Annotated in this window: 22 protein-coding genes; 13 read left to right on the top strand and 9 right to left on the bottom strand. The window is 59.0% G+C overall.

Annotated elements, in window-relative coordinates:
• Positions 1-69 precede the first annotated feature (69 nt).
• Complete coding sequence (locus EDC30_RS17575; protein ID WP_132260165.1) at positions 70-897, bottom strand: class I SAM-dependent methyltransferase; 828 nt, start codon at positions 895-897, stop codon at positions 70-72.
• Between the two features lie 123 nt (positions 898-1020).
• Complete coding sequence (locus EDC30_RS17570) at positions 1021-3837, bottom strand: valine--tRNA ligase (protein ID WP_132260164.1); 2817 nt, start codon at positions 3835-3837, stop codon at positions 1021-1023.
• Positions 3838-4162: 325 nt separating this feature from the next.
• Between EDC30_RS17570 and thiC the strand changes: the two genes are divergently transcribed.
• The 5 genes from thiC (at position 4163) to thiE (ending at position 8576) form a co-directional block, all read left to right on the top strand.
• Positions 4163-6076 (top strand): phosphomethylpyrimidine synthase ThiC, encoded by a 1914-nt coding sequence (gene thiC, locus EDC30_RS17565; protein ID WP_132260163.1) that lies wholly within the window; start codon positions 4163-4165, stop codon positions 6074-6076.
• A 6-nt stretch (positions 6077-6082) separates the two neighbouring features.
• Entirely contained in the window at positions 6083-6289 is a 207-nt protein-coding gene (gene thiS / locus EDC30_RS17560) for a sulfur carrier protein ThiS (protein WP_132260162.1), read from the top strand.
• Positions 6290-6364: 75 nt separating this feature from the next.
• On the top strand, positions 6365-7174 hold the full coding sequence (locus tag EDC30_RS17555; RefSeq protein ID WP_132260161.1) for a thiazole synthase: 810 nt from the start codon (positions 6365-6367) through the stop codon (positions 7172-7174).
• Positions 7171-7965 (top strand): bifunctional hydroxymethylpyrimidine kinase/phosphomethylpyrimidine kinase, encoded by a 795-nt coding sequence (gene thiD / locus EDC30_RS17550; RefSeq protein WP_132260160.1) that lies wholly within the window; start codon positions 7171-7173, stop codon positions 7963-7965. Before EDC30_RS17555 ends, thiD begins: the two co-directional genes overlap by 4 nt.
• Positions 7965-8576 carry a thiamine phosphate synthase gene (gene thiE / locus EDC30_RS17545; RefSeq protein ID WP_132260203.1) on the top strand — a complete coding sequence of 204 codons (612 nt, stop codon included), beginning with the start codon at positions 7965-7967 and terminating at the stop codon, positions 8574-8576. The genes thiD and thiE overlap by 1 nt, the downstream gene beginning before the upstream one ends.
• 71 nt (positions 8577-8647) lie before the next feature.
• Here the strand turns inward: thiE and EDC30_RS17540 are convergent, their stop codons facing one another.
• Positions 8648-9205, bottom strand: a complete 558-nt coding sequence (locus EDC30_RS17540) for a cytochrome b/b6 domain-containing protein (RefSeq protein ID WP_243656843.1) — start codon at positions 9203-9205, stop codon at positions 8648-8650.
• Positions 9202-9477 (bottom strand): PepSY domain-containing protein, encoded by a 276-nt coding sequence (locus EDC30_RS17535; protein WP_165973872.1) that lies wholly within the window; start codon positions 9475-9477, stop codon positions 9202-9204. Before EDC30_RS17535 ends, EDC30_RS17540 begins: the two co-directional genes overlap by 4 nt.
• 238 nt (positions 9478-9715) lie before the next feature.
• Here EDC30_RS17535 and EDC30_RS17530 point away from each other — a divergent pair, with 238 nt between their 5' ends.
• Together EDC30_RS17530 and EDC30_RS17525 are read left to right on the top strand one after the other, a co-directional pair.
• Positions 9716-10381, top strand: coding sequence for a response regulator (locus EDC30_RS17530; RefSeq protein WP_132260157.1), 666 nt, complete (start codon positions 9716-9718; stop codon positions 10379-10381).
• Positions 10378-11745 (top strand): ATP-binding protein, encoded by a 1368-nt coding sequence (locus EDC30_RS17525; RefSeq protein WP_132260156.1) that lies wholly within the window; start codon positions 10378-10380, stop codon positions 11743-11745. Before EDC30_RS17530 ends, EDC30_RS17525 begins: the two co-directional genes overlap by 4 nt.
• A 141-nt stretch (positions 11746-11886) precedes the next feature.
• On the opposite strand, the gene dapA is transcribed toward EDC30_RS17525, so the two are convergent.
• Positions 11887-12753 (bottom strand): 4-hydroxy-tetrahydrodipicolinate synthase, encoded by an 867-nt coding sequence (gene dapA / locus EDC30_RS17520; protein ID WP_132260155.1) that lies wholly within the window; start codon positions 12751-12753, stop codon positions 11887-11889.
• Positions 12754-13061: 308 nt separating this feature from the next.
• Between dapA and EDC30_RS17515 the strand changes: the two genes are divergently transcribed.
• The 5 genes from EDC30_RS17515 to EDC30_RS17495 all read left to right on the top strand — a co-directional run bounded on the left by EDC30_RS17515 (position 13062) and on the right by EDC30_RS17495 (position 18177).
• Positions 13062-13814, top strand: coding sequence for a TlpA family protein disulfide reductase (locus EDC30_RS17515; RefSeq protein ID WP_165973871.1), 753 nt, complete (start codon positions 13062-13064; stop codon positions 13812-13814).
• A gap of 87 nt (positions 13815-13901) precedes the next feature.
• Positions 13902-15014, top strand: coding sequence for a transglutaminase-like domain-containing protein (locus tag EDC30_RS17510; RefSeq protein ID WP_341539876.1), 1113 nt, complete (start codon positions 13902-13904; stop codon positions 15012-15014).
• A 70-nt stretch (positions 15015-15084) separates the two neighbouring features.
• Entirely contained in the window at positions 15085-15480 is a 396-nt protein-coding gene (locus tag EDC30_RS17505) for a mercuric transporter MerT family protein (protein WP_165973870.1), read from the top strand.
• Between the two features lie 7 nt (positions 15481-15487).
• The gene (merP, locus tag EDC30_RS17500; RefSeq protein WP_132260151.1) at positions 15488-15781 is read left to right on the top strand and encodes a mercury resistance system periplasmic binding protein MerP; all 294 of its coding nucleotides are present in this window, start codon (positions 15488-15490) and stop codon (positions 15779-15781) included.
• Between the two features lie 110 nt (positions 15782-15891).
• On the top strand, positions 15892-18177 hold the full coding sequence (locus tag EDC30_RS17495; protein ID WP_132260150.1) for a UvrD-helicase domain-containing protein: 2286 nt from the start codon (positions 15892-15894) through the stop codon (positions 18175-18177).
• 77 nt (positions 18178-18254) lie between these two features.
• Here the strand turns inward: EDC30_RS17495 and EDC30_RS17490 are convergent, their stop codons facing one another.
• The 4 genes from EDC30_RS17490 to EDC30_RS17475 form a co-directional block, all read right to left on the bottom strand.
• The gene (locus EDC30_RS17490; RefSeq protein ID WP_132260149.1) at positions 18255-19043 is read right to left on the bottom strand and encodes a BPSS1780 family membrane protein; all 789 of its coding nucleotides are present in this window, start codon (positions 19041-19043) and stop codon (positions 18255-18257) included.
• Between the two features lies 1 nt (position 19044).
• Positions 19045-20001, bottom strand: a complete 957-nt coding sequence (locus EDC30_RS17485) for a homoserine kinase (protein WP_132260148.1) — start codon at positions 19999-20001, stop codon at positions 19045-19047.
• Between the two features lie 53 nt (positions 20002-20054).
• Positions 20055-20492, bottom strand: coding sequence for a DUF2782 domain-containing protein (locus tag EDC30_RS17480; RefSeq protein ID WP_132260147.1), 438 nt, complete (start codon positions 20490-20492; stop codon positions 20055-20057).
• A 147-nt stretch (positions 20493-20639) separates the two neighbouring features.
• On the bottom strand, positions 20640-21383 hold the full coding sequence (locus EDC30_RS17475; RefSeq protein WP_132260146.1) for an LOG family protein: 744 nt from the start codon (positions 21381-21383) through the stop codon (positions 20640-20642).
• Between EDC30_RS17475 and polA the strand changes: the two genes are divergently transcribed.
• Complete coding sequence (gene polA / locus EDC30_RS17470; protein WP_132260145.1) at positions 21384-24143, top strand: DNA polymerase I; 2760 nt, start codon at positions 21384-21386, stop codon at positions 24141-24143.
• Positions 24144-24240: the final 97 nt, after the last annotated feature.

The following is a 24240-nucleotide window of genomic DNA, read 5'->3' as shown; positions in this document are numbered from 1 at the left end:
TTGCATTTGTCATGTTCAGGCTGCAAGCCAAGTGTAACAAAGACAATCAGGAGAAGGATTCATTAATTGTCATAGAACCAGATCGTCGTAGGGATCGGCGGGTTCAAAGACGTAGACGGCATTGCCCATGACATCGCAATCGAGCATAAAACCCAGCAACAGTTTGGGAATCCGGTTGATGCCGAAGTCGACGGCGCGCTCGATGATCGAGATGCCTTCGCGGATGCAATAGCCATTGAGCGTGAAGACGGTTTCGGGTCGCTCGACAGGCTGAAAGCGCGTGCCCAGCGTCTGGATCTTGGCATGCAGGGTGGTGGCGTACTGCGTGACCATGTCGCTGCTGACCAGGTCGCAAATGATGGCATGGTCGGGAAAGTGTTTTTGAAAAGCCGCCAGCGCCTGCAGGATTTCCTGTTCGGTCAGGTAGATGAAGACACCTTCAATTACCAGGATGACTGGACCGGTCGGCGTAATCGCGGCAAGCTTGTCTTCCAGGGATTCGCTGGCGAAATCGATGGCGATGCGCTGCAGGGGATTGCCGCATTCCTCTGCCGGCAGGCGTTCCTCCTTCCAGGTGATGAGCTGCGGTTCGTCCAGCTCGTACCAGGTGCCGCCATCGAGCCGATAAGGACGGCTGTCGAAGCCGGCGCCGATGGTGATCACGCAGGTGTCCGGGCGCTTCTGCAATTGTTCGCGCAACAGTTCATCGATGATGCGATGGCGGACGAGGATGCTGGCGTTGCTGTTCGTCTCTTCCTTGAACAGCTCATAGATGCGTAAGCCATAGTCGCACATGAACCGGCGGGCATAGGCATCCCCGCATACCGGACGGATGCTTTGCGCATCCTGCGTCCGTACGCCGCAGCAGTAGTAAGCCATGCTGGAGATGGGTTTCACGATTCACCCGTTAATGCACGTATTGCACTGTGTTTCTCCCTGGGGTGGTGCCATGCGCCAAGCCGCGAATTTGCGCAGGCCTGGCGTAGGAGGACAGGGCATGGCGCCCTGTGGTTCCACTTATTATTGGAGCTTGGCCAGCTGCTCGCGCAATTTGTCGAGCGTTGTGCTGAATGTCACCAGACGTTCCTTTTCCTGCGCGACTACCTGCGCGGGTGCGCGGGCGACGAAGCTTTCATTGCCGAGTTTGGCATTGACCTTGGCAATCTCCCCTTCCAGTCGCGTCACTTCCTTAGACAGTCTTTCGCGTTCTGCTGCAACGTCGATTTCCACTTTCAGCATCAATTTTATGTCGCCGACGATGGAGACCGGCGCCGGCGATTGCGGCAGGCTATCGACGATCTGGACTTCCGACAGTTTGCCCAATGCCTGCAGGTAGGGCGCGAAACCTTGGGCTGCAGATTTGTCGCCCGTGGCTTCGATAATCAGCGGCACGCGCTGCGCCGGTGATAATTGCATCTCGCCACGCAGGTTGCGGCAGGCATCGGTCAGCGACTTCAGTTGCGTCATCCAGCTTTCCGCTTGCTCGTCGATCTTCTGGTCTTCGGCTTGCGGATACGGCTGGATCATGATCGAGTCACCGGCCGGATTGAGCGTTTTGCCAGTCAGCGGTGCCACGGTTTGCCAGAGCTGTTCCGTAATGAATGGAATGATCGGATGCGCCAGGCGCAGGATGGTTTCCAGCACGCGCAACAGGGTTCGGCGAGTGGCGCGTTGCTGCGCTTCGTTGCCGTTCTGGATCTGCACCTTGGCGACTTCCAGGTACCAGTCGCAATACTCATCCCAGACGAACTTGTAGATAGCCGAGGCGATGTTGTCGAATCGGTAATCGGCAAAGCCTTTTTCCACTTCGGCTTCGACGCGCTGCAGCAAGGAGACGATCCAGCGGTCGGCTTGCGAGAATTCGCGGCCAGCCTCGCCACAATTGGCCGGGTCGAAACCGCAATCCTTGCCTTCGGTGTTCATCAGCACGAAGCGGGTGGCATTCCACAGCTTGTTGCAGAAATTGCGGTAGCCTTCGCAGCGATGCAAGTCGAAGTTGATGTTGCGGCCCAGCGAGGCATAGCTGGCCATGGTGAAGCGCAAGGCATCGGTGCCGTAGGCGGCAATCCCGCTGGGGAATTCCTTCTTGGTCGCCTTGGTGATGGAATCGGCTTGCTTCGGGTTCATCAGGCCGGTGGTGCGCTTGGCGACCAGCTTGTCGAGTTCGATGCCGTCGATCAGGTCGATCGGGTCCAGCGTATTGCCCTTGGATTTCGACATCTTCTGGCCGGAAGCGTCGCGCACGAGACCATGCACGTAGACCTTTTCGAACGGCACCTTGCCGGTGAAATGCGTGGTCATCATGACCATGCGCGCCACCCAGAAGAAAATGATGTCGAAGCCGGTCACCAGGACCGAGGAGGGCAGGAATAGCTTGTAATCCGGTGTTTCTTCCGGCCAGCCGAGCGACGAGAATGGAACGAGTGCCGACGAGAACCAGGTATCCAGCACATCGTCTTCGCGGCGCAGTACACCGGTGACACCCTTGGCGGCAGCCTGGGCCTTGGCGTCTTCCTCATTGCGGGCGACGTAGATATTGCCTTCCTCGTCGTACCAGGCGGGAATCTGGTGGCCCCACCACAGCTGGCGCGAGATGCACCAATCCTGGATATTGTTGAGCCACTGGTTGTAGGTGGTGGTCCAGTTTTCCGGAATGAACTGGATCGAGCCATCGGCTACCTTTTCCAGCGCGACTTCGGCGATCGACTTGCCGGGGAAGTGCGTGCCTTCCGGCGCCGCCTTGCTCATGGCGACGAACCACTGGTCGGTCAGCATCGGCTCGATGACGACGCCGGTGCGGTCGCCGCGCGGCACCATCAGCTTGTGCGGCTTGACTTCAGCCAGCAAGCCTTGCGCATCGAGGTCGGCGACGATTTGCTTGCGCGCGTCGAAACGGTCCATGCCCTGATATTTGACCGGGCCGTTTTCATTGATCCTGGCGTCGAGCGTGAAAATATTGATTTGCCCGAGCTTGTGGCGCTGGCCGACGGCATAGTCGTTGAAGTCGTGTGCCGGCGTGATCTTCACGCAGCCGGTGCCGAATTCCTTGTCGACGTATTCGTCGGCGATGATCGGGATGTCGCGGTCGGTCAGCGGCAGTTTCAGGAACTTGCCAACCAGATGCTGATAACGCTCGTCGGTTGGATCGACTGCCACGGCGACGTCGCCCAGCAGAGTTTCCGGGCGCGTGGTGGCCACGGTCAGCGAACCGGAGCCGTCCGCCAGCGGATAGCGGATATGCCACATCGAGCCATCTTCTTCTTCCGACACCACTTCGAGGTCGGAGACGGCGGTGTGCAGCTTCGGATCCCAGTTGACCAGGCGCTTGCCGCGGTAAATCAGGCCTTGCTCATACAGGCGCACGAACACTTCGGTGACAGCCTTGGACATCTTGGCGTCCATGGTGAAGTATTCGCGGCTCCAGTCGGTCGAGGCGCCCAGGCGACGCATCTGGCCGGTGATGGTGGAGCCGGAGTGTTCTTTCCATTCCCAGACTTTTTCCAGGAATTTCTCACGGCCCAAATCATGGCGCGAAATCTTTTGCGCATCGAGCTGGCGCTCGACCACGATTTGCGTGGCGATGCCGGCGTGATCGGTGCCGGGGATCCAGGCGGTGTTGTAACCGCGCATGCGGTAATAGCGCGTCAGGCCATCCATGATGGTCTGGTTGAAGGCATGGCCCATGTGCAAGGTGCCGGTCACGTTAGGCGGCGGCAACTGGATGCTGAAGGAGGGTTTGCTGGGATCGGTGCTGGCAGTGTAGTAGCCGCGCTGTTCCCATTCGGCGCGCCAGTGTTTTTCGATGTCGGCGGGCTCGAAAGATTTGGCTAATTCCATGATTTGTCGTGTCTTTTACGAAACCTAACATTATAAGGTACGCGATACTGAATCGACGCAATGAGGGGTATAATTCAGCAAGACCGCACGCCCGGATTGTGCGCGCGGTCGATGCTAGGGGTCCTGGCGATTCGCGGTTCTGATGTTTTGTTGACCAACATCTGTCTGCGGTGCCGGGTGAGAGATACCCTCGAACCTGATCTGGATAATGCCAGCGAAGGGAAGCAGCTGGAAAGTATTGTGTTTTTGCTACATTCCCTCTTTCCTTCGCGATTTGATTAATGAAGGGGCAATACCGCCCCGCCAAGCAAGAGCGAAGGAAGACATGAACGCCAATCCCCAATTCCTGGCCGCCACCGCCACGGTCGACGAAGCCGCTATTCAGCCCTTGCCGAATTCGCGCAAGATTTACGTCGAGGGCTCGCGCCCGGATATCCGCGTGCCGATGCGCGAAATCAGCCAGAGCGATACGCCGGCCTCGTTCGGTGCGGAAAAGAACCCGCCGATTTACGTCTACGACACTTCAGGCCTGTACACCGATCCGGCGGCCAAGATCGATATCCGTTCCGGCTTGCCGGCTCTGCGCGCAGCCTGGATCGAGGAACGTGGCGACACCGAGGAATTGCCGGGACCGACTTCGCAATACGGTATCGAGCGCCTGAACGATCCGAAGCTGGCTGAACTGCGCTTTAACCTGCACCGCAAGCCGCGCCGCGCCAAGGCCGGCAAGAATGTCTCGCAAATGCACTATGCGCGCCAGGGCATCATCACCCCCGAGATGGAATACATCGCCATCCGTGAAAACCTGCGCCGCAAGGAGTACATCGAAAGCCTGAAGGCGTCCGGCCCGATGGGACAGAAGCTGGCCGACCTGATGGGCCGCCAACACCCGGGCCAAAATTTTGGCGCATCGATTCCCGCCGAGATCACGCCGGAATTCGTGCGCGAGGAAGTCGCACGCGGCCGCGCCATTATCCCGGCCAACATCAACCACCCGGAAATCGAGCCGATGATCATCGGCCGCAACTTCCTCGTGAAGATCAACGCCAATATCGGCAACTCCGCCGTGACTTCGTCGATCGGCGAGGAAGTCGAAAAGATGACCTGGGCGATTCGCTGGGGCGGCGATACCGTGATGGACCTCTCTACCGGCAAGCATATCCATGAAACCCGCGAATGGATCATCCGTAATTCGCCCGTACCGATCGGGACCGTGCCGATTTACCAGGCGCTGGAAAAGGTTAATGGCAAGGCCGAAGACCTAACCTGGGAAATCTTCCGCGATACGCTCATCGAGCAAGCCGAGCAGGGTGTCGATTACTTCACCATCCATGCCGGTGTGCGTCTGCAATACGTGCCGCTGACGGCCAAGCGCATGACCGGGATTGTGTCGCGCGGCGGCTCGATCATGGCCAAGTGGTGCCTGGCGCATCACAAGGAATCCTTCCTGTACACGCACTTCGAAGAGATTTGCGAAATCATGAAGGCGTATGACGTGTCGTTCTCGCTGGGCGATGGTTTGCGTCCGGGTTCGATCTATGACGCCAACGACGAAGCGCAACTGGGTGAACTCAAGACCCTGGGCGAACTGACCCAGATCGCCTGGAAGCATGACGTGCAGGTGATGATCGAAGGCCCGGGCCATGTGCCGCTGCACATGATCAAGGAAAACATGGACCTGCAGCTGGAACAGTGCCACGAAGCGCCGTTCTACACGCTGGGACCCCTCACCACCGATATCGCGCCGGGCTACGACCATATCACTTCCGGCATCGGCGCCGCCACCATCGGCTGGTATGGCACGGCGATGCTGTGCTACGTCACGCCGAAGGAGCACCTGGGCTTGCCCAACAAGGCGGACGTCAAGGAAGGCATCATCACCTATAAACTCGCGGCGCATGCGGCCGACCTCGCCAAGGGTCATCCCGGCGCGCAGATCCGCGACAATGCGCTATCCAAGGCGCGTTTCGAATTCCGCTGGGAAGACCAGTTCAACCTCGGCCTCGACCCGGACAAGGCGCGCGAATTCCATGACGAGACCTTGCCGAAGGATTCGGCCAAGGTGGCGCATTTCTGCTCGATGTGCGGCCCGCATTTCTGCTCGATGAAGATTACCCAGGATGTGCGCGACTATGCGGCTTCGCAAGGGATTTCGGACGAGCAGGCGCTGAAGCAGGGCATGGAAGTCAAGGCGGTGGAATTCGTCAAATCCGGCGCCGAGATTTATCGCAAACAGTAACTAGAGATGGGTATCGAAATCGAACTGAACGGCGCGCCGCATACGCTCGCCGAGAATCAAAATGTGCAGGACTTGATCGCCGCGCTCGACTTGGCCAACAAGTCGCTGGCGGTGGCGATCAACCGTGAAATCGTACCGCGTCACCTTTGGCCGCAACGCGTGCTGCAACCGCGCGACCGCGTGGATATCGTGCGCGCTATCGGTGGCGGATGAATCTAGCGCGTACCAGCGTAAAGGTGAACGGAAGGCCACAAGCCTGACTGCTCGCCATGTATAAAAGGAATCAACATGAATGCAATTGAACGTCCCATCATTGAACAAGACGAAGGCTTGACCATCGCCGGCAAGATTTACCGCTCGCGCCTGCTGGTCGGCAGCGGCAAATACAAGGATCTCGAAGAAACCCGTGCCGCCACGGTGGCCAGCGGCGCGGAAATCATCACGGTGGCGATCCGCCGCGTCAACATCGGCCAGGACCCGAATGCGCCGAGCCTGCTGGACGTGGTGCCGCCATCCGAATTCACGATCCTGCCGAATACCGCCGGGTGCTACAACGCCGAGGATGCGGTGTACACCTTGCAATTGGCGCGTGAATTGTTAAATGGCCACAAGCTGGTCAAGCTGGAAGTGCTGGGCGACCCCAAGACGCTATTCCCCAACATGCCGGAAACCCTGAAAGCGGCGGAAAAGCTGGTCAAGGATGGTTTCGACGTCATGGTGTATTGCAGCGATGATCCGATTCAGGCGAAAATGCTGGAAGAAATCGGTTGCGTGGCTGTCATGCCGCTGGCGTCATTGATCGGCTCGGGCATGGGCATCCTGAATCCCTGGAACCTGTCCTTGATCATCGAGCAGTCCAAGGTGCCGGTGCTGGTCGATGCCGGCGTCGGTACGGCGTCGGACGCGGCCATCGCGATGGAACTGGGTTGCGATGGCGTGCTGATGAATACGGCGATTGCCGGCGCGCGCGATCCGATCCGCATGGCGCATGCCATGCGCCTGGCAGTGGAAGCCGGCCGCGCCGCGTATCTGGCTGGCCGTATCCCGAAAAAATTTGCAGCATCCCCCTCATCTCCGATGGAAGGACGTCCTGTATGAAACGAGCAAGCGTGCTGGTGTTTTCCGGTTCCGATCCGAGCGGCGGCGCCGGCATGCAAGCCGATGTACAGGCGATAGCCGCGCTGGGCGCGCATCCCTTGTCGGTGCTGACTTCCCTGACGGTGCAGGACAATGACCGCGTGTATGCGGTGCATCCTGTGCCGGCTGCATTGCTGACGCAACAGGCCCAGGTCTTGATCGACAAGATCGATATTGCCGCCGTCAAGATCGGCATCGTCGGCAATCGTGCCAATGCCGAAGCCATCGCGGAAATCATTCAGCAGCTGCGCCAGTCCAGGCCGGATCTGCCGGTGGTGCTGGACCCGGTGCTGGCCAGCGGCCACGGTGACGCGCTGGCGCTCGACGATGCCGTCAGCACGCTGGCGCCCCTGATGGCGCTGGCTACGCTGGTGACGCCGAATCTGCCGGAAGCGACCGTGCTCTCCGGTGGCGACCGTCGCATCGATTCGCAGGCCGAAGTTTTGCTGGCGCAGGGCTGCAACCATGTGTTGATCAAGGGCGGCCATGCGCATGACGACAAGGTGGTCAATCGCTGGTTTTCTGGCGCCGAATTCCGCTCCTGGACCTGGCCGAGATTGCCTGGCAGCTTCCATGGCAGCGGCTGCACCCTGGCGGCGGCGACTGCCGCCTTGCTGGCGAGCGGCAAGCCAATGGCGGAAGCGATCGAGGATGCGCAAATGTATTGTCATCAGGCGCTGGAGCATGCCTATGCCATCGCTGACGGACAGCTGATTCCCAGCCGTCCGCGCCCCTATATGAAAGCGGCATGATGAAGGGTTTGTATATCGTCACTCCCGATTGGGATGACACGCAAAAGCTGTTGGAAATTACCGAGCTGGCCCTCAAGGGTGGCGCGGCAATCGTGCAATATCGCCACAAGACCGCCAATGCCGGCCTGCGGCGCGAGCAGGCTGAATGCTTGCTGGCCTTGTGCCGTTCGTACGGCAAGCCGTTCATCGTCAATGACTATGTCGATCTCTGCATGGCGATCGATGCCGATGGCGTGCATGTCGGCGGCACCGATGCGGCAGTGGCCGAGGTGCGCGCTGCCGTCGGGCCGGACAAGATCGTGGGATCTTCCTGCTACGGCGATCTGGAATTGGCGCGCAAGGCGCATGCAGCCGGCGCGAGCTATGTCGCTTTCGGCGGTTTTTATGCTTCGCGCGTGAAGAAGTATCCGGTGACCACGCCGCTGTCGATCATTGCGGATTCCCATGCCGCCGTGCCTTTGCCGGTGACGGTCATCGGTGGCATGACTGTCGATAATGCCGCGCCGCTGGTGGCTGCCGGCGCTGACATGGTGGCGGCGATCAGCAGCGTGTATCTGGCTGCCGATCCACAGGCAATGGCACGGCGGTTTGCCGATTTGTTTTCGACTTAGGCGAACTAATGTGGCATTGCTGACGGGCTTGGAATGCCGGGGTGCGTCAGCTCGTTCCCGGCATATCCTGGTTATTCAGCGCGCTTGCGGCCGGTAAACATGGCCTTCACCAGATTTTCGTGATGCCGCAAGCTGCTGAAGATGACGCCGCCGACATGCAGGCCAACCAGGGCCAGCGTGCCGCCAGCCAGCGCTTCGTGGATATCCTCGATCCATTCAGCATCATGGAATGCATTGGTCGTCATCATCCATCCGGTAACGCCGGTGGCGATGATGCTTGCCAGTAGCGCCAGGATCATCATGGCACCGGCCGGATTATGGCCAAGATAACGTTTTTCCCGATGCGCCCGTATGTCGTTTGCATAGGCAAAGAAACTCCCTATTGAAGGCACGAAGCTGGAGAAGCGGGCATGGTAAGGGCCAACCACTCCCCACAGCAGGCGAAACGCCACCAGGCCCAGTGCGGCATAGCCGAAGCTTTGATGCAAGGCGCCGCCATCTTCGCCCAGCATATAGGCCGCGAAAAAACTTCCCGCCAGCGACCAGTGAAAAACCCGCACCAGCGGATCCCAGACGCGCACGCTTTGGCTGCGCAAAGCCGCCACATCATAATCAGACGGTTTCATCATTTTTCCTCAGTCTTGAGCACGGCGCCATCCGCCGGATTGATCTTCAGTTCAGCCTTTTTGCCATCCTTGCCGGTGACATGGGCTTCATAGCAACTGTTTTCCGCCTTCAGGCGCTTGATGCTGTAGCCCTGCTTTTCCAGTTTTGCTTGAATCTCCTTTTGCGGCAGCCACTTGTCGCGCGGCGTATCAGTGCACGCGGATGAGGCAAACGCGCCAAGCGAAAACGCTAACAGTGCGGACGCTGTCATGGATTTGAGGAGGGACGTTTTCATAGGATTTCCTTTCATGGATGTCAGGTGGATTGCCTCCTATTGGAAGGCATGGGCCGAGCATGAATGGCAAACCTGAAGGAAATCTTAAGGCTGAGTTCAAAGACCTATTGCCGGTGCAGGAGAGGCCTGCCATGCTTTGCGCCCGCTTCGATTTGCTCCTGTTAAGATTGTCTTAAGCAAGTGACGGCATAACGCGAATATCAGCAACAGTTCGCCTGTTGCTGCAGGAGGAATGAGCATGCGATTGTTACTGGTGGAAGACGATCCCTTGCTGGGCAATGGCATCGAGGCAGGCTTGCGCCAGGCTGGCTTTACGGTGGATTGGGCCAGGGATGGACGGCAGGCGCAGCTCGCGCTGGAAACCGTGCAATACGAGATCGTGGTGCTCGATCTCGGCTTGCCCAAGGTGAGCGGCATGGAGTTGCTGACCCGGCTGCGCCAGCGCGGCAATGACGTTCCGGTGCTGGTGTTGACGGCGCGCGACACGGTGCAGGACAGGATAACGGGGCTGGAGGCCGGGGCGGACGACTACCTGGTCAAACCTTTCGATCTGGCCGAACTGGTGGCGCGGCTGCGCGCATTGTTGCGGCGCGCCCATGGCCGCAGCATGTCGACCATCCGCTACGGCGATCTGACGCTGGAGCCGGACAGCCTGACAGTCTTGCGCGGCAAGGAAGCAGTGCAGCTGTCGGCGCGCGAATCCGCGATCCTGGTTGACTTGCTCGAGCATCGCGGCATGGCATTGTCACGTGCGCGGCTGGAAGAGAACCTGTATGGCTGGAATGAAGAAGTGGAAAGCAATGCCATTGAAGTCCATGTGCATAACCTGCGCAAAAAATTGGGCAGCGACTTGATCAAGACTGTGCGGGGCGTCGGTTACATGATCCCGAAAGAGCCGCAATGAAAACGTTTTCGATTCGCAGGCGGCTGGCTGGCTTGATTCTTGGCAGTGTGCTGCTAGTGTGGATGGCAATGCTGCTTGCCGGGTATCTCGAAGCGCACGAAGAGTTATATGAATTGGCGGATGCGCGGCTGGAAGAAAATGCGCGCACGTTGGCCTTGCTCGATCTGCGCAGCCTGACCTTGCTGGCCGCCGCGACCCGGGAAAATCGGCACGATGACCATGAGGCCAAGCGGCATATCGGTTTTCAAGTCTGGACTGATGACGGCAAGCTGCTGGTGCAGAGCGTCGGTGCTCCCGCGGCTGAATTCGATGCCAGGCGCGGCTATGCGTTGCTGACGGCAGATGGAAGAGGCTGGCACAGCTATGCCTTGCAGGACAGTGAGCGTGGCTATCTGGTGCGCGTATTCGAAGCGGCCCGGGCGCGGGATAAGGTGATTCGCGAGTCTGCTGCCAGGATGGGGCAGGTATTGCTGTTCGCCTTGCCTGCATTGGGTCTGCTGATATGGTTTAGCGTAGGACAGGGGCTGCGGCCAATGACAACCCTCTCACTGCTCCTGGCGAAGCGGGATGCAGAGAATCTCGAACCGCTTCCGCTTGAGGAAGTGCCGGCAGAAGCCAGGGTGCTGGTGCAAGCGCTCAATCAGTTGTTGCAGCGAGTGTCGCAATCGATGGAGCGAGAACGCGCTTTTACCGCCGATGCCGCACACGAGTTGCGCACGCCGCTGGCAGCGATCAAGGTGCAGGCCGAAGTCGCCTTGGCAGCCACCGATGAAGGGCAGCGCCGCGATGCGATTCAGCAGCTGATTGCCGGCGTCAACCGCACCAGTCGACTAGTGCAACAATTGCTGATGTTGGCGCGTCTGGAACAGCCGGGTAAGGCTGACATGCAGACGGTGGATCTGAGCGACGTGGCGGCCGAGAGCGTGGCTCGCTTTGCCGATGAAGCAATGCGCAGGGACATGGAGCCTGAACTGAAAGCGGAATCCGGCTGCCTTTTGCAAGGCAATCCCGTGGCGCTGGCGATGCTGGTCGATAATTTGCTGGACAACGCAGTCAAGTATGGCCGCGCGGGTGGCAATATTCTAGTCAGCGTGGCAAGCGAAGGCGGAGGGGTGGCATTGCGCGTATGCGATGATGGCCCGGGCGTCACGCCGCAAGACAGACTGCGTCTTGCCGACCGTTTTTTCCGGGTGTCCGGCAGTAATGTGGAAGGGAGCGGCTTGGGATTGTCACTGGTCGAGCGTATCGCGCAGCAATACGGCGGCGACGTGTCGTTCGGACCTGGTCTGGGTGGACATGGTCTCGGTGTCACCGTAAAGTTTTCCGCGTTGAGCGATGCCCAATCCTCGGGAAAGAAAATTTGACTTCGAGCTCACTCCAGCTTTGAACATTTCGTCATGGCAGCGGTGATGCCGCTCAGGCAGGCGGCCGATGCTGCTCTGATAAAAGATGGACAAGCCGCCTTCCATGAAGACGATCCGAGGACGGCTTGAGCCGCAATGCAGTTAAATGCTCAAATCGTCGTGCGCAGCGATAAGCCGTTGCGTCAGGACCGCAGAAGAGATCTGCATCGGTGCACGCAATTCGTTGGCGATCCAGCCAGCTTCCGCCAGCAAGGCTTTCACCGGAGCGGGATTGGGTTCTGCAAAGAGCAATTCGATCAGGGGCAGCAGCCGATAAAATATCCGTCTGGCTTCCTTCACGCGTCCATCCCGCGCGCAATCAGCCATTTTTACGAACAGCTCGGGGTGCACATGCGCAGAAGCGGCAATCGCGCCGGCGCCTCCCAGGCTCAGCGTCGAAAATATGTGCAGATCTTCCCCGGCAAGCACCGCCAGTTCGCCATCGCGGATCAGGTGCATGCTCAGCTGCGCGTCGCCGCCGCAATCCTTGATGGCTTGGATGCGCGGATGCCGCGCCAGCGTCCTGATTGTCTCCAGGCGCAGCGTGACGCCGGTTCGATATGGAATGTTGTACAGGACCAGAGGCACGATGGCGGCGTCGGCCAGCCGGTGAAAGTATTCAATGATGCCCGCCTGCGAAGGACGGATGTAGGAAGGCGGCGGCACCAGCACGCCCGCGACAGGTCTTTGCTGAATGCGCTGCAGCTGCGCCAGGGCGGCGGGGAGGTTGTTGTCGCTCAGGCCCATCATGACCTGGCATGCCGGCACTGCTTCAAGCATGGCATCCAGCACGGTAAGCTGTTCTTCCTTGTCGAGCGCCGCCGCTTCCCCGGTCGAGCCGCATGCCACCAGGCCGCTTACGCCGGCACGCGCCATCTCTCGCGCGAGCGCCTTGAGCGCGGCGAAATCGATCTGCTGGTTGCGAAACGGCGTCACCAGCGGTACCCATATTCCTTCAAAAGCTGTCATTGCAAAACTCCATGAAAAACTGACCGTCATGGTCCTGTCAGGAAGAGTTGCCAGAAGCGAGAAGTGCGGCGGAAGAGTGAAGTGCGATCTGCCTTTGCGCCTGCTGTCCTGTCAGCCCACCTGACGGGACAGCGCGCCCCGGTCAGATGAGCGGCTGTTTCTTGGATTTGCCACCGGCACGGACGCGCGCGAGCAGGCTAGCCGACAGGCTTTCCATGCATGCGTGGTCGATGAAGGTGGTCATGTTTATTGGGCTTTAAGAAACGAAACGAGGAAAATGATACTACGCAGAATTGAATGTTTTGGCAATGACGACAGGTTCAAAAACGTGGTCTCGTCTGAACCATGTTGCTCCTGTTTTTGCCAGGGCTGGACAGCACCTGGTCCGGCAGCTTGTGAGACCGCTGGCCGAGGCAGATAAAGCAGATCTGCTATCATTACCCGGATTTTTAGCCTTGAACCAGCATATAAACATTGCCATGCCACCCAGGAGTTCGCGCAGCCGTTTCACCATGCTTGCCATGATCCTGGCAGTGACTGCTGCGCTGAGCCAGCCTTTGCTAGCCAAGGAAGTTTCACTGCAGCGATGGCCAAGTGACGCCACGGCGCCGCCCTTGCAATTAACGGACATGGATGGCAAAGAGTGGAAGCTGCATGCGCTGCGCGGCAAGGTGGTCGTATTGAATTTTTGGGCAAGCTGGTGTGGGCCTTGCATTGACGAATTGCCCGTATTTAATGAACTGGCTGCCAACGAAAGCTACAAGGGTAAGCTGATTATTCTTGGGGTCAATTTCAAGGAGTCGGCCGGGGTGATTCAGCGATTCTCCGGAGAACACCAGTTCCATTATCCAATCTTGATGGATAAGTCGGGCGAGTATTTCAAGAAATGGACTAATGGCGTACTACCGACGACTGTCGTGATCGATCAGCAGGGACGTCCCCGCTGGCGCATCATGGGCGAACTGGATCGGGCAAACTCCGGACTCAAGCCAGCAATCGACAGGCTGCTGGCAGAACCGCCGACAAGCACGTCGCGTCGAGGTGCTCCTGAGGCGAAATGATTGACGCTTCAGCGAGCAGGAAAACTTTGGCATGGCAGACAGAATTTCCCAATTAATTGCTTTATTTACGATAGAAAAATGAAACCGATGAAAAATCCAGATCAGACAAGACGTTCGTTGCTCAAGGCTACCTCCGGTGCATTGCTGGCCAGTACGCTGCCGTCGATGGCCTTGGCGCAGCAACAGGAAAAGCGCAGCTTCGAGCCACGCCCCGGCAACTGGCGCCTGTTTGAAGTGACCACCAAGGTGAATCTGCAAAAGGCTGGCGGCACGTCCATGGTGTGGGTGCCGCTGCCTTCGGTGAATACGGATTGGCAGCGCTCGCTGTCCAGCGCATGGTCTGGTAATGCCAAGAATGTGCGGGTCGAAGCGGATAGCAAGTATGGCGCGAAGTATGTGATCGCTGAATTCGATGGCTCGGCGCCGCCCGTGCTGGAAGTCGTCAGCCGCGTGCAAACCCAGAGCCGCGCCACCGACTGGTCCAAGACCTCCTCTGTGCGGGAGACGCCGGCCAGCTTGCGCAAGTGGATGCAGCCGACCGACTTGATGCCGCTCGATGGCATCGTGAAAGTCACAGCCAAGCAAATCACCGAAGGCGCTCGCACGGATGTGGAAAAAGTCCAGCGCATCTTCGACTGGATCATCGTGACGACCTATCGCGAGCCGAAAGTGCGCGGTTGCGGCACTGGTGACGTCAAAGCCATGCTGGAAACGCGTAATTTCGGCGGCAAGTGCGGCGACATCAATGCCTTGTTCGTCGCGCTGTGCCGTGCTGCCGGCGTGCCTGCCCGCGATGCCTACGGTATCCGCCTCGTGCCCAGCGCCTTCGGTTACAAGGAATTGAGCGGCAACCCGGCGTCCTTGAAGGGCGCGCAGCATTGCCGCGCCGAAGTGTATCTGCGCAAGCATGGCTGGGTGGCGATGGACCCGGCCGATGTCGGCAAGGTCATGCGCCTGGAAACCGGCACATGGATCAAGGATCCGGATCATCCGGTCGTGGCGCCGGTGCGCAAGGCCTTGTTCGGCGGCTGGGAAGGCAACTGGATGGCATACAACTTTGCCCATGACCTCAAGCTGCCGGGTTCCTCGACCGGCAAGCTGGGATTCCTGATGTATCCGCAAGCGGAAACCAATGGCGAAGCCTATGATCCGCTGGATCCGGATGCCTTCAAGTACACGATCAGCGCCCGGGAAATTTGAGATTGAGAAGCAGATGCGCGAGCTTACCTGATGTATTCCCGCGCATTTGCCATAGCCAGCCATGACGAGAGTGCCGCAAACTGACCCATCGATACCGAACGCTGCGGGCGGGAAGGAAGGAAAGGACCCGAGCCGGGGCTTGATCGCGCTTGCCGTGGTCTCTACCCTGATCGCCTCCACCTGCTGCGTATTGCCGCTGGTCTTGGTATTGGTGGGGATCACGGGCGCCTGGATGGTGAATCTCACAGCCTTGCAACCCTATACGCCGATCTTCACTGTCATGGCGATTGCTGCGCTGATCTGGGCCGGCTATCTTATCTTTCTCAAGCCCGCCAAGGCGTGTTCCACCCTGGATGGCGCAGCATGCGGCACCACCCGCCGCGCCACCAAGTGGATATTCTGGGGCTGTGCGCTGTTTATCGCCGCATTGCTATCGTTTCCTCTTTTTGCTCCTTATTTTTACTGATTTGATCATGTTGAAAATTCAGTATGTTCCCTTGATTGCCGCCTTGCTGTGCGCTTCTCCGCTGGCGTTGGCCAAGTCGCAGAAAGTGTCGCTGAACGTGCCGACCATGGATTGCGCGACCTGTCCCATCACCATCAAGGCCGCGCTGGTCAAGATTCCTGGCGTGACCAGTGCCAAGGTGAGCTATGAGCGGCGCGAAGCCGTGGTCGTGTTTGACGACAGCAAGACCAATGTCGATGAGCTGAAGAAGGCGACTTCCGATGCCGGCTATCCATCGTTTCTGAAAAGTGCAGTCAATTGATTGGCAGAGGCAGACGATTCCGATAAGGAAAAAGCAATATCGTCGCGCAATTGCCTGCCAAATCTGCCTGGCATCCGCCTGCCAGCTTCCCGCAGGACTATAATCTCGGGATGCAAAATCTTCTTCACAATCTCAATCCCGAGCAACTTGCCGCTGTCACTTTACCGGCGCAATCCGCGCTGATTCTGGCTGGCGCCGGCTCGGGCAAGACCCGCGTACTGACCACCCGCATCGCCTGGCTGATCCAGACCGGGCAAGTCTCGCCGGGCGGCATTCTGGCCGTGACCTTTACCAACAAGGCGGCCAAGGAAATGCAGGCGCGCCTGTCGGCCATGTTGCCGATCAATACACGCGGCATGTGGATCGGCACGTTCCATGGCTTGTGCAATCGCTTGCTGCGCGCGCATTACCGCGACGCCGCCTTGCCGCAGACTTTCCAGATCCTCGATTCGCAAGACCAGCTTTCGGCGATCAAGCGGCTGCTGAAACAGAACAATATCGACGATGAGAAGTACCCGCCGCGCAACCTGATGTACTTCATCAATAGCGCCAAGGAGCAGGGCTTACGCCCGCATGAAGTCGATGCCTACGACGACTTCAACCGCAAGTTCGTCCAGTTGTATGAAATGTATGAGCAGCAGTGTCAGCGCGAAGGCGTGGTGGATTTCGCCGAACTGCTCTTGCGCACGTATGAACTGTTGAGCCGCAACCAGCCCTTGCGCGAACATTACCAGCGCCGCTTTTCGCATATCCTGGTCGACGAGTTCCAGGATACCAATGACTTGCAATACAAGTGGCTGAAGCTCATGGCGGGCCAGCATGGCGCGGTGTTCGCAGTGGGTGACGATGACCAGAGCATCTATGCCTTCCGCGGCGCCAATGTCGGCAACATGATGGCGTTCGAGCGTGACTACAATGTGCAGAACCTCATCAAGCTGGAGCAGAACTACCGCTCGCACGGTCATATCCTGGATAGCGCCAATTGCCTGATCGCGCATAACAGCAAGCGCCTCGGCAAGAACCTGCGCACCGATGCCGGCCATGGCGAGCCGCTGCGCGTGTATGAAGCGTCGTCCGATCTGCAGGAAGCGCAGTGGATCATCGAGGAAACCAAGAGCCTGATCGGTGAGGGGATGTCCAGAAGCGAGATCGCCATCCTGTACCGCTCAAATGCGCAATCGCGCGTGATCGAGCATGCGCTCTTCACCGCCGGGATTCCCTATCGCGTGTATGGCGGCCAGCGCTTCTTCGAGCGCGCCGAGATCAAGCATGCGATCGCTTACCTGCAGCTGATGGATAACCCGCACAACGATTCCGCCTTCCTGCGCGTGGTGAATTTTCCAACGCGTGGCATCGGCGCACGTTCGCTGGAACAGTTGCAGGATGCCGCGCGCCAGTACGGCATTTCACTGTATGCGGCAGTGGCCTATGTGGCCGGCAAGGCAGGCACCTCGCTGGGCGGATTCGTGAAATTGATTGAGTCCGCGCGTTTTGAAACCCAAAACCTGCCGTTGCAGGAAATGGTCAAGGTCGTGCTGGAGCGCAGCGGCTTGATGATGCACTACCAAAGCGACAAGGATGGCGCCGACCGCATCGAAAACCTGGAGCAGCTGGTCAGCGCGGCGATGCTGTTCGTCAGCGAAGAAGGTTTTGGCATCGATACGCCGGCCCTGGCCGGGCCGAAGGCGCAGGCTGTTGCCGGCGCGGGCATCACTACCGCTGACGGTGTGGAAATCGTCGATGCCGATGCGCCCTTGCATACCGTGATGTCGCCGCTGTCGGCGTTCCTGTCGCATGCCTCGCTGGAAGCCGGCGACAACCAGGCGCAGGTGGGCCAGGATGCCTTGCAACTGATGACGGTGCATTCAGCCAAGGGACTGGAGTTCGACGCTGTCTTCATCACGGGTCTTGAAGAAGGCTTGTTCCCGCACGAGAATTCGCAGCAGGAGCAGGGTGGCCTGGAAGAAGAGCGCCGCCTGATGTACGTGGCGATCACGCGCGCGAAAAAGCGGCTCTATCTGAGCTTTTCGCAAACCCGCATGTTGCACGGCCAGACGCGCTACAACATGAAGTCGCGCTTCCTTGATGAGTTGCCGGACGAATGCCTGAAGTGGCTGTCGCCGCAAGTGCAGCACCGCTGGTTCGGCCATACCGCCAAGGCGGCATGGGACGATGCGCCGCAAGCCGGGGCGAATGCCATCGCGCAGCAATTCAGCGGCAAGGATATCGGCTGGAAGGCAGGCGAGACGGTGTTCCACCAGAAGTTCGGCGAAGGCGTGATCGTCAATATCGAAGGTGGCGGCGGCAATGCGCGCGCCCACATCAACTTCGGCCGGCATGGCATGAAGCTGCTGGATCTGGGCGTGGCGAAATTGCAGAAGGTGACGAACGCTTGACCGGACCGGATGTGCGCTGGCGCATCCGCTTCATCAAGACCCTGCCGCCGAGCTCGCGGCAGGACTACGTTGCCGGATTATTCGCTTGCCTGGTCGGCGGGTTGCTGCGGCGCATAGGGCCGGCCGAAGAATTCCGTGTACATCGGATAGAACGAGCAATACATCACGATCGTCATGACGATCGATAGCGGCATCAGCACGAAGACAGCCAAGGTGCGGCTTCCCAGCAGGGCCAGGAAGGTACTGACGATGGTCGGCAGCAGAATGCCCAGGCAGAACCAGGCAAGGGCATACACGATGAAGGCCCTGCCGGCATTTTTCACGGTAAAGAAGCTGTAAAACACCGCCTTGGACAGGCTCATGTTTTTCCAGGCCAGCAGCGGTGCGGCATACCAGAATGCCATGGCTGCTGGCGTATAGACCACGGCGGAAAACAGCATCCCCAGGGGCATGGATGAATTGCGCACTTCTTCCGAATCCAGCGCCACCTTCCCATTCATGACATTCCAGAACACGCCGCCGTCGACCAGGCTCGATGCCGCCACTGCCAGCAGCGCCGCCACGATATACAGCACGCCCAGCAGCACGAGCGAGCGGAATGCCGGCGAGCGAAATCCCGTCAGCAGCAGGTTCGGATAGACGCGCTTTCCTTGTTCGACATGCACGCAAGCCTGCATGAATGCCATCGCGAATACCGGCACCAGTATCACCGGCAGCACGGCGCCGACGACGGGAATGATGTTCATCGCCAGCATCAGGAACATGTAACTGATGAATAGCGTCGAGAGTTCGGCGGGCTGCTTGCGGAACAAGGCGAAGCCTTGCTTGACCCAGAGCCAGCCGGTGGAAGCGGGCAGTTTATTCATGTCAGACGAGAGGCGGAATGGCGCCGTCGATACGCAGGCGTAAAATGCGCTCGAAATGGGTCGGGTCGTGCGGCGTCAGCATTTCGGCGTCGCGCGGCAGGTAATAGTCGTACAGGCGCGAGAGCCAGAAACGGAAGGCGCCGGCGCGCAGCATGGCTTGCCAGGAAGCCTGCTCTTCTTCGGTGAAGGGGCGCACCGCCTGATAGGCATCCAGCAGCGCGCGCACGCGGGCTTCATCGAACGCGCCGGTGGCCAGGTCGATGCACCAGTCGTTGACCGTGACCGCCGCATCGAATAGCCAGGTATCGCAGCCGGCAAAATAAAAATCGAAGAAACCGGTCAGGCGCTCGCCATCGAACATCACATTGTCGCGGAACAGGTCGGCATGGACTGGGCCGCGCGGCAAACGATGATAGAGCGCGGAACTGGCAAAGGCTTCCTGGAAATGCATTTCCGCCCGCAGCAGGTGCTTGCCATCTTCCGTCAGGTAAGGCAGGACGGTAGGCGTGGTGGCGCGCCACCAATCCAGGCCGCGCAGGTTGGGCTGGCTCATGCCGAAATCGCGCCCGGCCAGGTGCATCCGGGCCAGCATGGTGCCGACGGCGGCGCAATGCACCGGTTGCGGCGCCAACTGGCAGGCGCCTTGCAGGCGGGTGACGATAGCGGCGGGCTTGCCATGCAGGCTGTGCAGGATCTCGCCTTTGTCATTGGCGATCGGCGCCGGCACCAGCACGTCATGCTGCGCCAGGTGGCGCATCAGATGCAGATAAAACGGCAGCTGCTCGAAGCTCAGCTTTTCGAAAATGGTCAGAACGTATTCGCCGGTTTCGGTCGTCAGGAAGAAATTGCTGTTTTCGATGCCGGTGGAAATGCCCTTCAGCGCCAGCGGTTTGCCGAGCGGGAACTGGGTCATCCATTGGGTCAGGTCATCCAGGCTGACCGAAGTAAATACTGCCATGACTTAATATAAAAATAGCGCGCTGTTTCCAGCGCGGCCAGGTCTCAGGGAATTTATTTTTTGGTTGGCGCCGGATTCTTGTTCGGGTTGGGCGGCAGGCTTGGCGGCGGTTCCTCCGGTTCTTGCTGCACTTTCTTGCCCCGGCTTAGATCGAATTGCATGACTTCCCACTGCGCCGGCTTGGCGGCAATGCTCTGGCCATCGCCTTGCTGGGCATTGCCCGGCTCATCGGAAGGCTGCACGCGATAGGTGCTCTTGCCGCTTTTGACCTTGACTTCCGTGCGCTTGCCGCCAGGAGCACGCTTTTCCGTGATCGTGGCCCGCTCCGAAGGCGGCGTGATGGTGACGGCGGGCGCTTCGCCTTCTTCGAGCTTTTCCAGGCGCGGAGGCGGCGGCGCTTCCGCGGATTGCTGGGCCAGGGCCGGCAAACTTGCTGCCATGGCAGCGGCCATCCACATGCCGGTCAAGAGATGAGTGCGAATCGAGCGCATAGTGTTCTGTGATTGGATCAGCGAAATCGGACGCCGGGCAACATATCGGCTTGAAAACTGGTGAAACCTGTAAGTGCCGCAGACATGTTCATTGTAGCAAACCACGCTGATTTTTCTGCAATTAATCCGCAGTAAGCTGCCTGATTCCTACAGATAGAGGGCTTTTTGCTTTTCGTCGTCGCTGGGTTCGAAATCGCGCTCTTCGTAAAATGCAAAAATGGCATCGACGACATGCGCCGGTTCATCGATCAATTGCACAATGTCCAGGTCTGCTGGATCGATCATGCCATTCTTGACGAGCGTGTTCTGGAACCAGTCGATCAAGCCGCGCCAGAAAGCGATGCCGACCAGGATGACCGGAATGCGCCGCGTCTTGCCGGTCTGGATCAGGGTTAATACTTCGGTCATTTCATCCAGCGTGCCAAAGCCGCCAGGCAAAACTACATAGGCATCGGCATACTTAACGAAGGCAACCTTGCGGGCGTAAAAATGGCGGAAGCTCAGCGAAATGTCTTGCCAGATATTGCTGACCTGTTCGCGCGGTAGCTGGATGTTCAAGCCGACCGACAGCGACTTGCCTTCGAACGCGCCCTTGTTGGCGGCTTCCATAATGCCGGGGCCGCCGCCGGAGATGACTGCCAGGCCGGCGTCGGAGAGCCGGCGGGCAATCTCGACGCCCTTCTGATAATAGGGGTCTTCCGGTTTGATGCGTGCCGAACCGAAGATGGAAACCGCCGGCCGCAGTTCGGAGAGCTGTTCCGTGGCTTCGATAAATTCTGCCATAATCGTGAACATATGCCATGATTCGCGCGCCTTTTTGGCGGTGGCCCGTTCCACGTCATGCAACTGCCGCAGCCGTGGGCGCGGCGGCCTTTTTTCATTCTCTTCCATATGCAAAAAACCTTATTGCTCGTTGACGGTTCCAGTTATCTGTACCGCGCTTTCCATGCCATGCCCGACTTGCGCAATGCAGAAGGTGAACCCACCGGCGCGCTGTACGGCATGATCAACATGCTGCGCCGGCTGCACAGTGACTATCCGGCAGCATACATTGCCTGTGTCTTCGACGCAAAAGGCAAGACCTTCCGCGACGATCTCTATGCCGAATACAAGGCCAATCGCGCCAGCATGCCGGAAGACCTGGTGCGCCAGGTCGAGCCGATCCATGCCGCCGTCAAGGCGATGGGCTGGCCGGTGCTGGCGGTGGAAGGCATCGAGGCTGACGACGTCATCGGCACCCTTGCCGTGGAAGCCGTCAAACACGACATGGAATGCATCATTTCCACCGGCGACAAGGACCTGGCGCAACTGGTGAATGGTCAAGTCACGCTGGTTAATACCATGAGCAATGAAAAGCTCGACCGCGAAGGCGTGATCGGCAAGTTCGGCGTGCCGCCGGAGCTGATCGTCGATTACCTGACGCTGGTGGGCGATACAGTCGACAATGTGCCCGGCGTGCCCAAGGTCGGGCCGAAGACAGCGGTCAAGTGGCTCACGCAATACGGCAGCCTCGATGGCGTCATCGCCAATGCCGACAAGATCACCGGCGTGGTGGGCGAGAACCTGCGCAACTCGCTCGACTGGCTGCCGAAGGCGCGCGTGCTGGTGACCGTGAAAACCGATTGCGATCTGGCCAAGCACATGTTGTCGATCGCCGAATCGCTGCCGGCGCAGCAACCGAACCGTGAAGCGCTGATCGATATCTATCGCCGCTACGGTTTCAAGACCTGGCTGCGCGAAGCCACGGAAGGCGATGGCGCCAAACAGCAGGCAGCCGCTTCCGTTGCATCCAATGCCGGCGCAGGCCAAGCCCAGGGCGCGCTGTTTGCTTCCGAGTCCCTGCCTGCCGCCGATTACGGGACGGTGCTGACGGAAGAGCAGCTGGAGCTCTGGCTGGAGCGGATCAATGCCGCGCAGCTGACTGCGGTCGATACCGAAACCACGTCGCTCAATTCCATGCAGGCGCAACTGGTCGGCATTTCGCTTTGCTGCGAAGCCGGCAAGGCTGCCTACATTCCCGTCGCCCATGCGTATCAGGGAGCGCCAACGCAGTTGAGCCGCGAATTCGTGCTCAGCGAATTGCGCGACTGGCTGGAAGACCCGAGCAAGCCCAAGCTTGGCCAGCACTTGAAATACGATAGCCATATCTTCGCCAACCATGGCGTGCAACTGCGCGGCATCGTGCATGACACCTTGCTGGAATCCTACGTGCTCGAATCCCATCGCACGCATGACATGGATAGCCTGGCGCAGCGCCACCTGAACCGCAAGACTGTCACTTACGAGCAGGTGTGCGGCAAGGGCGCGTCGCAGATCTGTTTCGATGAAGTGGAAATCACGCGGGCGACCGAGTACGCCGCCGAGGATGCCGATATCACGCTGCAGTTGCATGAGGCATTGTGGCCGCGCATCCAGGAAGTCCCTGGACTGAACTACATTTACGAAAAGATCGAATTGCCGACTTCGATCGTGCTGCAGAAAATCGAGCGCAATGGGGTGCTGATCGATCCGCAAAAGCTGGAAGCGCAATCCAATGAGCTGGGCCATCGCATGATGGAGCTGGAGCGGCAGGCGCATGAGCTGGCTGGCCAGCCATTCAACCTGAATTCGCCCAAGCAGATTTGCGACATCTTTTTCGACAAGCTTAAATTGCCGGTCGTGAAAAAGACGCCATCCGGCTCGCCTTCCACTGACGAGGAAGTGTTGCAGAAGCTGGCCGAGGATTATCCGCTGCCGCAGATCCTGCTCGACTACCGCAGCCTGTCCAAGCTGAAGTCGACCTATACCGACAAGCTGCCGAAGATGATCGACCCGAATACGGGCCGCGTGCATACCAATTATGCGCAAGCGGTCGCCGTGACTGGCCGGCTGGCCTCGAACGATCCCAACCTGCAGAATATCCCGATCCGCAATACCGAAGGCCGGCGCATCCGCGAAGCGTTCATCGCGCCGCCGGGCAGCGTGATCGTCTCGGCCGACTATTCGCAGATCGAATTGCGCATCATGGCGCACATCTCGGAAGATGCCAACATGCTGCGTGCCTTCGCCGAGGGCATCGACATTCATCGCGCCACCGCTTCCGAAATCTTTAGCGTGTCCAAGGACGAAGTGACCAGCGAACAGCGCCGCTATGCCAAGGTCATCAACTTCGGTCTGATCTATGGCATGAGCGCCTTTGGCCTCGCGTCCAACCTCGGCATCGAGCGCTCGGCGGCGCAGATGTATATCGAAAAGTATTTTCAGCGCTTTGCCGGCGTGGCGCAGTACATGGCCGATACGCGCGCCCAGGCCAAGGCGCGCGGTTACGTGGAAACCGTGTTCGGCCGCCGCCTGTGGCTGCCGGAAATCAATTCGCCTAACGGCCCGCGCCGCCAGGCTGCCGAGCGCGCCGCCATCAATGCGCCGATGCAGGGTACCGCTGCCGATCTGATCAAGCTATCGATGATCGCGGTGCAGGACTGGCTGGAAAAGGAGGGCTTGCAATCCAAGATGGTGATGCAGGTGCACGATGAACTGGTGCTGGAAGTGCCGGAAAGCGAGCTGGCGACGATACGTGAAAAGCTGCCGCAATTGATGGCCGGCGTGGCGACATTGAAGGTGCCGCTGATTGCCGAAGTCGGTGTCGGCAATAATTGGGATGAGGCGCATTAAGCCAGATCAAAATCGGTAAGCTGCTACAGGCAATCGGGCGGCAGGTTCTTGTTATGCTGTCGGCGTCATTCTGACGTGTCAACTTGATCATTGAGGG

It is taken from the genome of Paucimonas lemoignei, from assembly GCF_004342585.1.
Lineage (GTDB): Bacteria > Pseudomonadota > Gammaproteobacteria > Burkholderiales > Burkholderiaceae_D > Paucimonas > Paucimonas lemoignei.
Note: the sequence above shows the minus strand (reverse complement) of the source record. Positions and strands in the feature narration are given on the sequence as shown.